Consider the following 14,439-nt stretch of genomic DNA (forward strand, 5'->3'; position numbering starts at 1 on the left):
GCCATACTCACCTTATAATACTTTAAATCTATTATAATCTCTGTTTTATAATATCTGTTTTTGAAGCATTTTTTGATTATTGCATATTTTTTAAGTAATTTTTACTGCTTTTGTATATTCAGCTTACAATCTGCTCATTCCTTGCCCATTTTTGTTCTCGTCTGTTAAGTCAATTTACATCTGACGATTTCCAATTGTTTTGAGAAATATATTTAAATGAAATAAAAGGAGATTTTAGATACAGATTTTTGGAAATGCTTAATTAAATCTATAAATATTTTTAAGCTTTCTCATTGTACAAGTTAACCTTGAGCAATATCTGAAACGTTGAAAATTTTCTGATCTTAATCAGGGCTTTCTCATGATGGCCTTATTCATATTTTAAAGGGTAGATGCAGTAGCATCGCTCTTATTCGTAGATCTGCTGGGCCAAATAATTTTGAACACCTATATGGTTGATCTGATCAAGTTGGGCCTCAATCCAGTCGATATGCTCTATTTCTTCCTTTAGGAGCGACTCGAGAAGCACTTTTGTGTCGTTGTCTCCCAATTCCATTGCAAGCTGGATACCTTTATTGTACCCCAGAATAGCCCCTTCCTCAGCCCAGTGATCGTGATCATGCATTTTTGGTACTTGATCGCCGATGCGAATTTCACTCAGGTTACTGACTATTGGCTTCCCTTCAAGGAAGAGGATGCGTTCGATCAGCTTTTCTGCGTGTTTCATCTCGGTAATGGCTCGCTTCTCGATTACCTCGCCCAGCCTATCATAGTTCCAGTTTTCGCACATCTCAGCATGGACAAAGTATTGGTTGATAGCGGCCAGTTCATCTGCTAAACGGGCGTTTAGGCAATCGATTAATTTCTGATCTCCTTTCAAACATATACCCCCTTCAAAAAAAATTACAATTTTTCCATTTATACTTAAACTTTTCAATATGTTTTTATATTCAGTTGGCTCTTGAAAATATTAGCAGTAAGATTTTTCCCTTCTTTTTCTCACAGCTTAGGTAAGCTCTGATGTTAACAATATTTTTGTTGACAAAGTTAAAAATTTACAATTTTTTGATTGGACAAGCAACGTTATTGAATGAGGTCTTAGACCCTGTCTCCCCAGAATATTATGGGACACATGTTATATAAACAAACTGAATCTAAATAGGCGACATGTTAATAAAATAGGAATTCTTGATCTACAAAACGCCCAGTAGAAGTTTAAGCTTCAATTTCCTTGAGAGAGGAAAATTCTAAATTATAATATAAAATTATTCCTGAAATTAAAACAGATTTAAAGTTGACTATACCTCTCGAGTTTATAATATCTTTTTTAAGTTTCTCTTCTCCCATTTTTTAGCTTTCTATACATTTCGATTTTCTGTACGCGACTAGGTTTCGGAAAAAGATACAAATGATCAAAGTAAACTACATTATTAATTTAATTAAGTTAATTATTCACTGTTTTCAGGGCTTCCGTATATGGTAATTTGTGTACATCTGGTTGTAGAGCACCTGAGGTTTTATTTTAGATAATTTTTAGAATTTTTAAGAAATTCTATGTTTTTGAGGGATGGCTCCTAACTACCAGCAGTATCAAGTTAAATTTTAAAAATTTATTAATATCATCAAAATCGCTTAAAATTGTTAAATATGATGAAGTCTTTAATTATTGTGGGGATATTGTATGACTGATGAAAATCAAAATAATGAGAGTAGGTTTAGGTATAGACTTGGTAAATGGCTTCTGAGCAGAGATGAATGTGTCTTCACGACTGTAATAGATCAGAACCGAGATGATAAATCTACACGTCAGCAATTGATGAAATCAATTAATAATTGGGTAAATCGAAAGGAAGAATTTGTAACACAAGAGATTGTTTCTGAAATGTGTGAATTTATTAAAAGCGAAAACGAAGACCTTTACTTCCGATTAATGGAGAAATGTGCTTTAAAAGGAATAAATGCAGGTGAGGGTATATTTCAAGCACTAAGTATGTGCCAGTGTGAAGAAGCAATAACCAATCCACAGTGTGAAAAGGCTGATGATTTTTCTAGCGTGTGATTTCTCCTGTCTGCTTTCTGACTTTCTTGAGATTTCATACTTATATTGGTTTACTGAAGTCCGTGTTCGGTAAATTTTATCTATTGTGTGTTTCTGCAGTTCGCGGGCTTGTAATGAATTTAGCTATTGATAGCCTAAAGTCTGTAAATTCTTATGTGTCGATGGGGAGCTGCCAAAGGACAATAATCAATAATTAAATTGCCATGACAGTAGTTCTGAATTATTCTGTTTATTCCTGAAAACAGGATTTCATTTTTTTAATAAATTTATTTAAATAAAAATAAAGCGTTTAAATATTTGGGGGTTATTTATGGGTTACGTCGAAACCTGGAAAGAAGTTATGCAAACACCGTCTGACTTCTACAGAGAAATGCCTAAGACCGGAGGATACGCTGATCCACTCACCTTCGCAGCCATAAGTTTCATCGTATATGCACTTTTAGCCGCACTTTTTACCGTTCTTTTTGGCCATGGAATGTATATGGACGGCAGCATGTATGGTGGAATGTATAATGGTATGTATGGCGGTATGAGAGGACTTGGTTTTTTCGCAATACTTATGACTGTGATCATCACACCTATTGCAGGAATTATCTCTCTCTTTATAGAAGCTGCAATACTTTACATTATTTATAAAATACTTGGAGGAGCGGGAACTTACGAAGGTACTGTAAGATTTATTTCTTATGCAACTGCTGTGCTGGTACTTTCCTGGATTCCTATTATCGGCTGGATCGCCGGAATTTACGGGATATATCTCTATATTGTGGGCGGCATGTATGTACATGATGTAAGTATGACAAGATCCGTAATAGCTATAATCCTACCAACTTTAATTGTAATCTTGCTGATGGCCATAGTTATGGCATGGCTATTTGCTTCCTCAGGATTACTTCCTCTTCGGGCTTTTTTCTAATAGGGTTATCCTTTTATAGGAAAACCTCCTTTTATTTTTGAGTCTCGTATCTGTTAAAAAATTTAAAAACTTAATTACTTCAAACTAAATATTTATATATTAGAAATTACTTTAATTGAACCTACACGAGTAATACGTGATCAAGAATGCCAAGATGGCGGAGCGGCTACGCAATCGCCTGCAGAGCGATTCCATTCCGGTTCGAATCCGGATCTTGGCTTCTTCTTTAAATAATCTATAGTTCTAAAGTTGTTTTATAAAATATATCACACAAATCTGTAAAGTGCCAAGATGGCGGAGCGGCTACGCAATCGCCTGCAGAGCGATTCCATTCCGGTTCGAATCCGGATCTTGGCTTCTTCTTAAAAATTGATATCCTTTTTCAGAACGACCTTTTTTCCAGAATTCTTAATTTCCTGATTATCCTTATGTGTAATTTAAGATACTTTGATCCAGTTCAAATTCAAACCTTAATTTTATATTAGAAAAGACTGATTTTTGGACATGGACATCGATAAACTCATGCAGAGGCTTTTTGAACTTTACCCTGAAGATTCTCCTGATGGCTTTGCAGATCCCTTTTTTGTGTTAATCTCCACTGTGATGTCCCACAGAACCCGGGATGATGTGACCTATCCTGCAGCAAAAAAGCTGTTTAAAAGATTTTCGACGCCCGAAGAAATGGTGATAGCTGATATCAGCGAGATTGAAGCTCTTATAAAAGATGTGGGTTTTTACAGAGTTAAAGCAGGAAGAATAAAGGAAATTTCCAGGATCCTTCTGGAGAAATATAATGGTAGGGTTCCTGATGATATGGAAGCTCTTCTAGAGCTGCCTGGAGTTGGGAGAAAGACTGCTAACTGCGTGCTTGCCCATGCTTTCCTTAAAGATGCCCTTGCAGTGGATACTCACGTTCACAGAATTTCTAACAGGCTCGGTCTGGTAGAGACAAAAGCCCCTGAGGAAACTGAAATGGAGTTAAAAAAGATCTTTCCACAGAAATATTGGAGACATATAAATCTCCTGCTTGTAAAATTAGGGCAAAACATCTGCCGGCCGATTTCTCCAAGATGTAAAATATGCACTCTTGATGATATGTGCCCCAAAATTATCCATTAATAGGAAGTTTCCTATTAGGGAGTTTCCTGTAGTCTCTGAAATCTCAAAATCAAATTCCAAAATCGAGTTCTGTTACTCTATCAAGGTTGTGGAAAAAACCTCAGGGACGATACGAGATTATTTATATAAGGCTGGCATTTAGCAGGCAAAAGGGTTATCTCTATCCTCGATTTGATGGTGAATTAATTTTAATTATGAAGCCATTGATATGCTTATCGATTATCTACATGTTTACTAATTTCGGATCTAACATTTATCAAATTTACGAGGTCAAATATGTTTCAAATAGGAGAAGCATTAATGGGGCAAGGCGCAGAACTTGCCCATGTTGATTTGATGATAGGAGACAAAGGAGGACCTGTTGGGCAGGCTTTTGCAAATGGTCTGACCCAGCTTTCAGCCGGCCACACTCCGCTCCTATCCGTTATCAGGCCCAACTTACCGCCAAAACCTTCAACCCTTATTATCCCGAAGGTTACAGTCAAAAATATGGATCAGGCATCAAGAATTTTCGGGCCTGCCCAGTCAGCCGTTGCAAAGGCAGTAGCAGACTCAGTTGAAGAAGGCGTAATCTCAAAGGACCAGGCTGAAGAGCTCGTTATTGTAGCCAGTGTCTTTATTCATCCTGATGCCCAGGATTACAATAAGATTTACAGGTACAATTACGGAGCCACAAAACTCGCAATCAAACGCGCTCTTGAAGGCTTTCCGGACATTAACACAGTTCTTGAGGAGAGTAACAAATCCACTCATGCTATCATGGGATTCAAGGTCACAAGGCTCTGGGACCCACCTTACCTGCAGGTTGCTTTTGACAATCCTGACATCCAGTTTGTGCAGTCTGCCATATCCCAGATTCCTAAGAGCGATCACGTTATTATCGAAGCAGGCACGCCCCTTATCAAACGTTATGGTATGGATGTCATTTCGAAGATCAGAGAGGTAAGGCCTGATGCCTTCATAGTAGCTGACCTGAAAACTCTGGACACCGGAAACCTTGAAGCAAGAATGGTTGCTGATGCTGCAGGAGACGCTATTGTGGTCTCTGCTCTTGCCCCGATCAATACCATTGACAAGCTCATCGAGGAAGCCCATAAGACAGGTATCTATGCGGTAATGGACACTCTCAACCAGCAAGATCCGATTTCTGTCTTAAAACAGCTTAAGGTCATGCCAGATGTCATTGAACTCCACCGGGGAATCGACATTGAGGGCACAGAACATGCCTGGGGCAATATCGCCGAGATCAAGAAAATTGCTCCAAAAACTCTGGTCGCTGTTGCAGGTGGAGTCCGTCTTGACAAGGTGCCTGTGGCTCTCGGTCAGGGTGCTGACATTCTTGTAGTAGGCCGCGCGATTACCAATGCAAAAGATGTCAGGGATGTTGCCGAGCAGTTTATCAACAGCCTTAACAAACCGGAAATTGACCAGTTCAGAATCATGACTGACTTCTGAGCAGGTTTAAGAATTTCCTCAAAAGCTGCCGGAAAAGTACTGCTAAAGGATAAAATCATACAGTGCTTTCGGCAAAAATATCATAGAAAGCGTTGAAATCCGCGCTTTCTATTTCTTTTTACTTTTCAAGAGGGGATTTTTTTGGGTTTACCATTCATTTTGTTGAACTATAAGACTTATTTGCAGGGCACGGGCCAGGGAGCAGTGGAAATTGCAAAGGCCTGCAAAGCCGTATCCGAAGAGTCAGGTATCGAGATAGCAGTAGCTCCGCAGCTTCCGGATATTTACAGGGTAGCTTCGGAAGTTGAGCTTCCAGTCTTTTCCCAGCATTTAGATGGGGTAGGAGCAGGAAGTTTTACGGGCCACGTTTTTGGAAAATCCATAAAAGAGGCAGGTGCTGTAGGGACTCTGATCAACCACTCTGAAAGGCGCCTGACCCTTGCAGAAATCGAGGCGTCTCTGAAGGCTGCAAAGGAATTCGGGCTCAGGTCAGTCATCTGCACTAATAATGTCCCGACAACTGCAGCAGCCGCAGCTCTTGGCCCGGATTATGTTGCAATCGAGCCCCCTGAACTTATAGGAAGTGGAATCCCTGTCTCAAAAGCTAATCCTGAAGTTGTTAGCGGGTCGGTTGAGGCGGTTACGAAAATTAATCCCGGAGTAAAGGTACTTTGCGGAGCTGGAATTTCTAAAGGTGAAGATCTCAGGGCAGCCCTTGACCTTGGCTCTCAAGGTGTGCTTCTTGCGTCTGGAATTGTAAAAGCCAAAGACCCAAAAGCCGCACTGGAAGACCTTATCCGTCTGGTTTAATGTTTTAGAAGGAAACTTCTTTTCCAGATCTGGAGAGAGATTGTATAGGAATATTGGGTAAATCTTGATAAAAAAGAATGCGGTTTTTTTCAGCCGCTTTTTTCTTTTCTATATTCATCTTTCTATCCTCTGTCTGATCTTTAATTACTGATAAGCCAGAATCAGAGGCTGAATAGCTCTTTTATCTCCAATTTCAATAAGAATTAAGGCTGTTTCAGCTTTGAGTTTATGGTCCTCTGTTTTCAAATTCTCTATAAGTGGATCAACAGCCATTTCTCCCATATCTATGAGGGCTTCTCTGGCGACATCCCCAAACTCCTGATCTCCCAGTTTTCCTACAAGCGTTCTTGCAGTTTCTTGGTCTCCGGTTTTGCTAAGAGCGAGAAAAGCCGTATTTCTAATGTGAGTATCCATATTGTTATCATCAAACACTTTCTTGAGCGCTTCTACTGCTCTGGGATCTTCTATGTTCCCCAAAGCTGAAGCTGCCGCTGTCCTGACTTCAAGCTCCTCTTCTTTATCGGTCAATATGCCGATTAAACTCTCAGTGGCATCAGTGCTTCCTATTTCTCCAAGAGCGAGGACAGCACTTTTTCGGACATCGGCGTTTGCGTTCATAGAGCTATTTTTTTTCCCTTCTGAACTCTTTCCGGTTTCCAGGATTTCTATTAGGGGTTTTACTGCGGTCTCATTTCCTATCTTTCCGAGCGCAAGAGCCGCACTACTTCTTACTTTGATTCTCGGGTCTCTCAATCTATTTATAAGATGGGGTACTGAATCTTCGTCTCCTATTCTCGCAAGAGCAATTGCAGAGCCGCTTTTAACATATTCGTTATCATTATCTTTCATTTCTTTTCTTAGAACTTCTACTGCCCTTTCGTCCCCAATCTTTCCAAGTGCAATTGCTGCACTGGCTTGCGCTGGCGGATAATCTCTCGTCAGAATTCCAATTATGGGATCTACTGCAGCTTCTTCTCTCATTTCTCCAAGAGCCATCACAGCTGCAACTCTTGTACTCCCTTTATTGCTTTTAAGAGCTTTAAGGAGTTTTTCGGTTTCGCTTCCTGGTTCTTCAGGTCCAAAGTCTGAAATTGCAAGAGGAACATAAGTACTTGAATTCTGTGTTTCTGAGTTAAGAACTTTCTCAAAAGCGCCTGCTTCTCCCCTGTTTTCCGCCCTTGCGGAGTCCATAGCGATGGAATTTGCAATGTATTTCCTTATGGCTGTATCTTTTGCTTCTATGGCCTGCAGGGTATCTTCTGAGATCCCTTGTTTCCACTCTTCGGCTGCACTCTCGTTTGCAGCCCTATTCGAAGCCTCAATTCTCTCAAAGTTTTCGGAAAGGATATTTTCTGCTCTGTCATCTCCGGTTTCAAGAAGCGCAAGAAGCATATAGCTGTTCATTTTTTCCGAACTCGAATTATTTGACTCGATTTTATCAACAAGATTATTTGCCGCAGGCCCACCAAGCTTCCCAAGTTCAGCTGCAGCGTTCAATTTCGCTTCCTGGTTGCCGGTTTCCAGCCTATTTATGAGACTTATGATACGATTTTCACTTGAACCCCCATCTCCTGTTTGGTTATATGTTTCATTTCCCCTGACTTCCACAAACCTATCACTATTTGCAACAAGTGAAAAAAATATGGAAAGAGTGATAAGCACAAATAAAAGAGAGACTCTCCATCTAACTCTGGACATCATATATTCTTTTTTTTAATTGTTTATATCACTTTCTGTCTTTATTAACACAGATTTTTAAGGAAAAGTCCCTTTTATCTTTTTAGCCTAAGTTTTTCTTTCTGCCTTAAGTTTTTCTCTCTTATTTTACACCCAAGACCACAAAGGAGAGATGTAATGTCGGCTTCGACAGAATTAGCATCACAGTCCCCAAAAACCGTGATCCTGTAAGTAACTCCTAGTCTTTTATCCTCTTTTCTCTCTGGTTTGGTTTCTATCCGGTTGAATTCTTTATACTCTTCCTGATTAATCCCTTTATGATCTTCCTGATTAATCCTTTTATAGATATCACTTATTTCGCAGGCTGCAAGCTGTTTGTTAGTATTTATAGCTTTAAGGATAACTATAGGGTCAGCTCCTTCAGGAATAAGGACTGAAATATCCCTGGTAGAATGTTCAAGGTTTTCTTTTCTCCATTCCCATAATTCGGATTCCGAAAGTAGGCGAAGATTTTCAAGCTTGAGCTTCACCAATTTATTTTTTATGTGAGGAGAAGTACCTTTTGAGACCAGCTTTGTAAGAGTTATCTCATCAGAGCCTACCTTTTCCAGAGTGCCTACATGGATTTTTCCGGAATAAAAATGGGAAAACCCGCAAACCTTTCCAACGGAGTTCAGAATGGTCTCGTATTCGGCTATCCGGGAATTAATCAATTTGTCGGATTTACGCAGGGCATGAGCAGTATCTCCGTATTGTTTAGCAGCAGCTTTCATTTTTTTCACAAAGCCTTCCTCGTCATGGGCTCGCACAAGCTTTGAAAGCTCTTCACATTCCGTAATAAATGCGTCATGCACTTCCAGAACTCCGGGATTTTCCATTTGAATAAGGGCATACAGATAAGGGTTCTGGCCAAGAATTCTGCCTACGAAGTCAAGCATTATGTCATAGACCGGGCTTACGAATTTTCGGGATCTTTTTACGTCGAAATTTAATCTGTCAATGGTTGTTCCTATGGTAATGTAGGTAAAATGAGTAAGCCCTTGCACAACCGAAACAAGCCTGTCGTGTTCGGCTGCAGTAGTAATTTCGACATTCGCTCCTCCTTCCTCAAAAAGCTCTCTTATTCTTGGGAACCATTTCTCCGAGCGCCCTTTTACAGGAACAAGAATAACAGTTTGCCCTCTTATTGTGGGAATCGTCGGGCCGAACATTGGATGTGTACCGAGAATTTCCACTTCGGAAGGAGCGAATTTTCTCATGGCTTCTACAGGCTTTACTTTAATGGAAGTAAAGTCCATAAGTAAGCTTCCGGCTTTCATTCTCGGGGCAATTTCTGCAATAGTCTCTTCAGTTACATTGATGGGCACAGAGACTATTACTATGTCGCTTATCGGAACAGCTTCCTCAAGATCTGAGGCAAAAGGAACTTCCAGTTTCCTTGCAATCTCCGTTTTTCCACTTTTTCCCCAGACCGTAACCTCGTAATCTCTTTCTTTGAAAAAACGGGTAAACCATTGTCCCATTTCCCCGGTTCCGCCAAGGATCAGCACCTTCGTTTTTTCAGAACTTTGATCCGTACTGGTCTGGTTTCTGGGTTCCAGGTTCACACTCAAGCCTTAAAAGCCTCCAGAACGGTTTTTTTCATAAGTTCGACTGGAGGTTCAATTCCGGTCCAGAGTCTGAAAGCTTCAGCTCCCTGATATACAAGCATTGAAACTCCACTCACGGTCTTTGCGCCCGAGGCTTTTGCTTCTTTTAAGAGTCTGGTTTCCAGCGGGTTATATACAATATCAAAAACAGTAAGGTCAGAGTGAAGCTCTTCGGCTGTGGCGATAGTAGTCTCTGTATTTGGGTGCATTCCAAGAGTTGTGGTGTTGATAAGGACATCGGCATCCTGCAGCATGGCTTTTAATCCGGAGAGTCCTCTTCCTTCAGCTTTTCCGGGAAAGGCTGCGGCTGATATCTCTTTTGCAAGCTCAATAGCCCTTGCTTCGGTCCGATTTATTATTGTGATTTCGGCGCCGTCAGCCGCAAGCTGAAAAGCAATGGCTCTTGCTGCTCCTCCTGCCCCTGCAAGCACGACTTTAGACCCCCTCATTTCCACTGCAGACTCCTGAAGCGCCTTTTTTGCTCCTGATCCGTCCGTATTATATCCCTTTATTTTTCCGTTTTCCTTGAAAACGATAGTGTTTACAGCTCCTATCTTTTCAGCCAGGCGGTCAGGTTTTATGCACTCAAGTTTCAAGGCTGCCTCTTTTAAAGGCACTGTCAGATTGAGCCCTCCAAAGCCCATAGCTTCAGCTCCAAGAATTGCCTTTTCCAGTTTTTCGGGTTTGACTCTGAAAGCATGATATACACAGTCCATCCCAAGGGCCGAAAAAGCTGCGTTATGCATTGCAGGAGAAAGGGAATGGGCTATAGGATCTCCAAATACGCCAAAAACTCGCTTCATTCAAGCAGCTCCATTATCTTCTTTATTTCATCTACCTGATATTGCCCGGGAGCGGCAGAAATTTCACTATCAACAGCCGCATATGTAAGGACCGAACCATAAAAAGGAGCAATTACCCTTGTATGTTTTCCGAGCTTGCCCATAGCGATCGTGCATATAGCGTTTCCTGCCTCCCTTGTTTCCAGTGCAATTCTTAACAGGTCAAGTACGTCTTTTCTCGATTGCGGCATAACAGCAAGTTTCGCAATATCCGCCCCTGCCAGAAAAGCCTCTCCCACAATAATTTTCATTTCATGAAAAGCCGGAGTTTTCGAAAAGTCATGAGAAGAAACGATTACGGTTTTCCCACATGTTTTTGCCGCTTTTATTACCTGGTCTCTTGCTTCTCTTCCGGCAGAGAGCTCGATGTCTACTGCATCTGGCCCGTTTTTCAAGGAAAGGAGATTTGTAGAAAGGAGTTCTGTAAGAAGCCCGATTCTCTCGGCCTCTTTTCCTTCCCATTTCCCTCCTTCCGTACTGGAGCGGTTTGTGAGAATTACTGGAAGCCCGGTCTCGGATTTAATCTCTCTGATTGTTTCTGCAGCTGTTTCCAGGTCCCTGATTCCAAGCAAATCCAGCCGGATTTCGAGTAGGTCGGCTCCCATTTCGGCGGCCTTTCTTGAAGTTTCAAGGGGCTTTTCAAGAATTACTGCGACAACGGCAGCTTTTTTCTCAAGGTCAAGCGGGCCAATATGAATCATTGCTTGCTCCGGTTTTCTTCTTCCGCTTACAACCGTTTTCTCCGGTTTTCCTTTTCTGCTGGCAATCGTTTCTTTTTGGGAAGTCTTTCTTTTTGACAGTTATTTCTCTATAATCGTCTCTTCAATCTTTTTCCCAAAATGCCTGGCTCCCTCTTCCAGGCGAACCAGAACCTCATCGCCTTTCTTGAGTTTGGCGACTGAGATCGGATTTCCATCTTTTCCAACCAGCTTGATAGTTTCGGCATTTTGCAGGATTGCGCTCAGAGTACGATCGCCTGCTTTTGCTTCAATAAGCATAAGGGGACGGCTTTCGATCTTGACTCTGCCCACAAAACCTTCTCTCTGTCTGCCTTTTGAGTCTACTATGGTTACCGTATCTCCGGTTCGAAGTTCCGAGAGATAGCGGGTTTTATCTCCTATTTTTATATAAGAGTGAACTGCACCCGCATTTACCCTGAACGGGCGGGCTGCCACATATGGGCTGTCATCGGATTCAGAATTTACAAGGAACATCCCGCTTGCCTGAGAACCTATGAGCATGCCTTCTCCCTTTTGCATAAGATTGCATGTGTCCACACAGACTCGATCTCCCATTCCAAGAGGTTCGACTCGGGTTACAACTGCTGACGCAAGTTCAGTGCTTTCGTTTTCCAATTCCCTTGCAGCCTTGATGGTATCTTTTATTTCCTGGATGTTTCCGCTGTCAAGAAGGACGCCATCTGCTCCGGTTTCAAGAGTCTGAAAGGCCAGTCTTGCTTCTTCGGCACTTTTTACCCCGAAGATAATTTTCACGTCATAACGCTGAAGCTCAGCTATCAGGTTTTCCAGAGGAATAACCTTCCAGTCCGTACCTGTCACAATCAGGAAGTCGCAGACCTTTCCCAGCTCGGCTGCAAAATGCTCGTAGCGTTTATCTCTGATTATAACATATCCGCCCACAGCCACTCCTTTATCCCTTAGAAGAGTTGCTGCGTTTATGTCAAGAGAACCCTGAGTCTCAAGGGGTAGAGGTTTCGTACCATCTCCTTCTCCTCTCTTCCCAACAACAATAATCTCGGCCCCAGATTTATTGTCACGGCCAAAGGCTGCTACTGGAATATTTCCCAGTTCCCTGACTTTTCCGACATCTACTGGGTTTACAAGTACGCAGTCGGCTCCTGATTCAAGGCCTGTCGTAATTCTTTCTTTCTGTTGTTCCCATCCGCCTTCATCGGCTTTTATCCACACACTTTTCTTTTTCAAAGGCTCAACCCCGGTATGATTTTCTGTTTTTACTCAGGCCTTTTCCCTTTTTTAACTTCTATTTCGGGTTCTGGGCTTGCTTTTCAATATCCTGCTCTCATTTTAGCTGTTCGAGGGCTTCTTCTACAGGCCTTCTATGATGTACGATTTCGCAAATGGCCCGGGTGAGTCTGACAGAGTCTCTATGCTGGAAAACATTTCTTCCAATTGCAGCACCTCTGGCTCCGGCTTCCATTGCTCCGTCAATCATCTCTAGGAGTTCCAGATCCGTTGAGGTTTTTGGCCCTCCTGCAATAACTACAGGCACAGGGCATCCTCTGACAACGTCTCTGAAGCTATCAGGGTCTCCGGTGTATACTGTTTTTACAACATCAGCCCCGAGTTCGGCCCCTATCCTTGCAGCATGGGCTACATTTACAGGGTCGTGTGGGTTGGTGATTTTTTTACCTCTTGGGTACATCATAGTAAGAAGAGGCATACCCCATTCGGTACAGTCTCGGGAAATTTTTCCTAGCTGCTCAAGCTGGTCAGCTTCGGTCTCAGAACCTATATTGATATGCATGGAAACAGCATCTGCTCCCATCTTAATTACTTCCTCTACTGTACAGACCTGTACCTTGGCATTGGGGTCTGGGCTCAGGGAAGAAGAACCACTAATATGGACGATAAGACCTATATCATGGCCGTATCCTCGGTGTCCGTATTTTACCATTCCTTTTTGCATAAGGACGGCATTTGCTCCTCCTTCGGCAACTCTGTTCACTGTATCGGTGATATTGATAAGCCCGTTAATAGGCCCGTCTGATATCCCATGATCCATGGGAATAACGACCATGTTTCTGCTTTCCCGGTTCATCAGCCTTTCTATCCGTATCTTTTTACCTATTTCTGACATTATAATCCCCTTCGAGTGCAAAATGCTCTCTTATTTTTATGGATGGTATTATTGATATCCGTGCTAGCGTGTGACATACTGTCACGCTTAATCTATTTAAATCTATTCCATTTAACTACTAGATAAGTTATACATCCAGATTTGAACGAATATTATTGGACTTTAATGTATAACAATGTGCTATAATGGTCTTATGTCGTACTTCTGTTTTTGCTATCAATAAATGGCGCCATTGAAAATATGTTCCGAATCACAGAACTGATACCGGGCTCTAAGTCTCTTGCTTATGAAAACAAGTATGGGCCATGAACTTCGGAAACATACAAGAATTAAAATAGGATAAGTCCGGCTAATAAAGTAAACTCAAAGCATTAGAAAATACAATCATATTAAAACAGGAACTGAAGGAATTATGAAAGAACTGAAAATTCTTGTTGTTAATAACTACGGACAATTCTGCCATCTTATTCACCGGGCTGTTCGGGATCTTGACATGGATACTAAAATAATTCCCAATACAACGCCAATTGAGGATATCCTGGCAGAAGAGCCAGATGGCCTTATTCTTAGCGGAGGGCCAGATATGGATAGGGCAGGCTTATGTTTCGATTACGTCAGGGAAATCGATCTCCCTATTCTTGGAATCTGCCTCGGACATCAGGCAATTGCCCTGGCATACGGGGGTCACGTTCATGCAGGGAAAAAAGGCGGGTATGCAGAGGTTGAAGTAGAAGTGCTCGAAGAGGATGATATTCTACGCGGGCTTGGGCCCAAGACTACTGTGTGGGCTTCACACGCGGACGAGGTTGCCATTCTGCCTGAAGGCTTTATCCAGCTTGCCCGTTCGGATATCTGCGAAATTGAAGCCATGCGCCATCCTACAAAACCAATTTACGGCGTTCAGTGGCATCCTGAGGTTTCCCATACCGAGAAAGGAGAAAAACTACTTGCAAATTTCCTTGAAGTTTGCGAGCAATATTAAGGTCGCAATTGATATTTCAAGAGCCTAAAAATTCCTAAATCTTTAACTGATTACAAAAAGAGAAATAAACGCTGTATAAAGATAAAAAGGAC

At 41.7% G+C, this 14,439-nt stretch carries 14 protein-coding genes and 2 tRNA genes; 8 read left to right on the forward strand and 8 right to left on the reverse strand.

The window, feature by feature from the left end; all coding sequences use genetic code 11:
* Positions 1-409 precede the first annotated feature (409 nt).
* Together bfr and BP549_RS15290 are read right to left on the reverse strand one after the other, a co-directional pair.
* A complete protein-coding gene (gene bfr, locus BP549_RS15285; RefSeq protein ID WP_292377003.1) occupies positions 410-937 on the reverse strand; it encodes a bacterioferritin in 528 nt (175 codons plus the stop codon).
* Positions 938-1,215: 278 nt separating this feature from the next.
* Positions 1,216-1,347, reverse strand: coding sequence for a hypothetical protein (locus BP549_RS15290; protein WP_292377001.1), 132 nt, complete (start codon positions 1,345-1,347; stop codon positions 1,216-1,218).
* Between the two features lie 334 nt (positions 1,348-1,681).
* On the opposite strand from BP549_RS15290, the gene BP549_RS15295 reads away from it, so the two are divergent.
* From BP549_RS15295 to tpiA, 7 genes are all read left to right on the forward strand, one after another.
* Entirely contained in the window at positions 1,682-2,059 is a 378-nt protein-coding gene (locus tag BP549_RS15295; RefSeq protein ID WP_292377000.1) for a hypothetical protein, read from the forward strand.
* Between the two features lie 310 nt (positions 2,060-2,369).
* Positions 2,370-2,975, forward strand: coding sequence for a YIP1 family protein (locus tag BP549_RS15300; protein WP_292376997.1), 606 nt, complete (start codon positions 2,370-2,372; stop codon positions 2,973-2,975).
* 148 nt (positions 2,976-3,123) lie between these two features.
* Positions 3,124-3,195, forward strand: a tRNA-Cys gene (locus tag BP549_RS15305).
* Between the two features lie 65 nt (positions 3,196-3,260).
* Positions 3,261-3,332: transfer RNA gene (locus BP549_RS15310), tRNA-Cys, on the forward strand.
* A 147-nt stretch (positions 3,333-3,479) separates the two neighbouring features.
* Positions 3,480-4,094 carry an endonuclease III domain-containing protein gene (locus tag BP549_RS15315; RefSeq protein WP_292376995.1) on the forward strand — a complete coding sequence of 205 codons (615 nt, stop codon included), beginning with the start codon at positions 3,480-3,482 and terminating at the stop codon, positions 4,092-4,094.
* 276 nt (positions 4,095-4,370) lie between these two features.
* A complete protein-coding gene (locus BP549_RS15320) occupies positions 4,371-5,549 on the forward strand; it encodes a bifunctional 5,6,7,8-tetrahydromethanopterin hydro-lyase/3-hexulose-6-phosphate synthase (RefSeq protein ID WP_292382063.1) in 1,179 nt (392 codons plus the stop codon).
* A 141-nt stretch (positions 5,550-5,690) separates the two neighbouring features.
* Complete coding sequence (tpiA, locus tag BP549_RS15325) at positions 5,691-6,359, forward strand: triose-phosphate isomerase (protein ID WP_292376992.1); 669 nt, start codon at positions 5,691-5,693, stop codon at positions 6,357-6,359.
* A 144-nt stretch (positions 6,360-6,503) separates the two neighbouring features.
* Here tpiA and BP549_RS15330 read toward each other — a convergent pair whose 3' ends face one another.
* The 6 genes from BP549_RS15330 to BP549_RS15355 form a co-directional block, all read right to left on the reverse strand.
* Complete coding sequence (locus BP549_RS15330) at positions 6,504-8,060, reverse strand: HEAT repeat domain-containing protein (RefSeq protein ID WP_292382064.1); 1,557 nt, start codon at positions 8,058-8,060, stop codon at positions 6,504-6,506.
* 71 nt (positions 8,061-8,131) lie between these two features.
* Entirely contained in the window at positions 8,132-9,559 is a 1,428-nt protein-coding gene (locus tag BP549_RS15335) for a prephenate dehydrogenase (protein ID WP_394339090.1), read from the reverse strand.
* An 86-nt stretch (positions 9,560-9,645) separates the two neighbouring features.
* Positions 9,646-10,488 carry a shikimate dehydrogenase gene (locus BP549_RS15340; RefSeq protein ID WP_292382067.1) on the reverse strand — a complete coding sequence of 281 codons (843 nt, stop codon included), beginning with the start codon at positions 10,486-10,488 and terminating at the stop codon, positions 9,646-9,648.
* Entirely contained in the window at positions 10,485-11,228 is a 744-nt protein-coding gene (gene aroD, locus BP549_RS15345; RefSeq protein ID WP_292382069.1) for a type I 3-dehydroquinate dehydratase, read from the reverse strand. The genes BP549_RS15340 and aroD overlap by 4 nt, the downstream gene beginning before the upstream one ends.
* 99 nt (positions 11,229-11,327) lie before the next feature.
* Positions 11,328-12,470, reverse strand: coding sequence for a 3-dehydroquinate synthase II (locus BP549_RS15350; protein WP_292382070.1), 1,143 nt, complete (start codon positions 12,468-12,470; stop codon positions 11,328-11,330).
* Between the two features lie 97 nt (positions 12,471-12,567).
* Complete coding sequence (locus tag BP549_RS15355) at positions 12,568-13,365, reverse strand: 2-amino-3,7-dideoxy-D-threo-hept-6-ulosonate synthase (protein WP_292382071.1); 798 nt, start codon at positions 13,363-13,365, stop codon at positions 12,568-12,570.
* Positions 13,366-13,777: 412 nt separating this feature from the next.
* Here BP549_RS15355 and BP549_RS15360 point away from each other — a divergent pair, with 412 nt between their 5' ends.
* Complete coding sequence (locus BP549_RS15360) at positions 13,778-14,347, forward strand: GMP synthase subunit A (protein WP_292382072.1); 570 nt, start codon at positions 13,778-13,780, stop codon at positions 14,345-14,347.
* Positions 14,348-14,439 lie beyond the last annotated feature (92 nt).

Source organism: Methanosarcina sp. UBA289 (assembly GCA_002496565.1).
Classification (GTDB): Archaea; Halobacteriota; Methanosarcinia; order Methanosarcinales; family Methanosarcinaceae; genus Methanosarcina.

Bases quoted from the DNA above. Each gene is read 5' to 3' on its own strand.
- BP549_RS15335 (WP_394339090.1), bottom strand. From the start codon at position 9,559: ATGGGACAATGGTTTACCCGTTTTTTCAAAGAAAGAGATTACGAGGTT.
- BP549_RS15330 (WP_292382064.1), bottom strand. From the start codon at position 8,060: ATGATGTCCAGAGTTAGATGGAGAGTCTCTCTTTTATTTGTGCTTATC.
- BP549_RS15290 (WP_292377001.1), bottom strand. From the start codon at position 1,347: ATGGGAGAAGAGAAACTTAAAAAAGATATTATAAACTCGAGAGGTATA.
- BP549_RS15340 (WP_292382067.1), bottom strand. From the start codon at position 10,488: ATGAAGCGAGTTTTTGGCGTATTTGGAGATCCTATAGCCCATTCCCTT.
- BP549_RS15320 (WP_292382063.1), top strand. From the start codon at position 4,371: ATGTTTCAAATAGGAGAAGCATTAATGGGGCAAGGCGCAGAACTTGCC.
- aroD (WP_292382069.1), bottom strand. From the start codon at position 11,228: ATGATTCATATTGGCCCGCTTGACCTTGAGAAAAAAGCTGCCGTTGTC.
- BP549_RS15315 (WP_292376995.1), top strand. From the start codon at position 3,480: ATGGACATCGATAAACTCATGCAGAGGCTTTTTGAACTTTACCCTGAA.
- BP549_RS15355 (WP_292382071.1), bottom strand. From the start codon at position 13,365: ATGTCAGAAATAGGTAAAAAGATACGGATAGAAAGGCTGATGAACCGG.
- BP549_RS15360 (WP_292382072.1), top strand. From the start codon at position 13,778: ATGAAAGAACTGAAAATTCTTGTTGTTAATAACTACGGACAATTCTGC.
- BP549_RS15295 (WP_292377000.1), top strand. From the start codon at position 1,682: ATGACTGATGAAAATCAAAATAATGAGAGTAGGTTTAGGTATAGACTT.
- BP549_RS15300 (WP_292376997.1), top strand. From the start codon at position 2,370: ATGGGTTACGTCGAAACCTGGAAAGAAGTTATGCAAACACCGTCTGAC.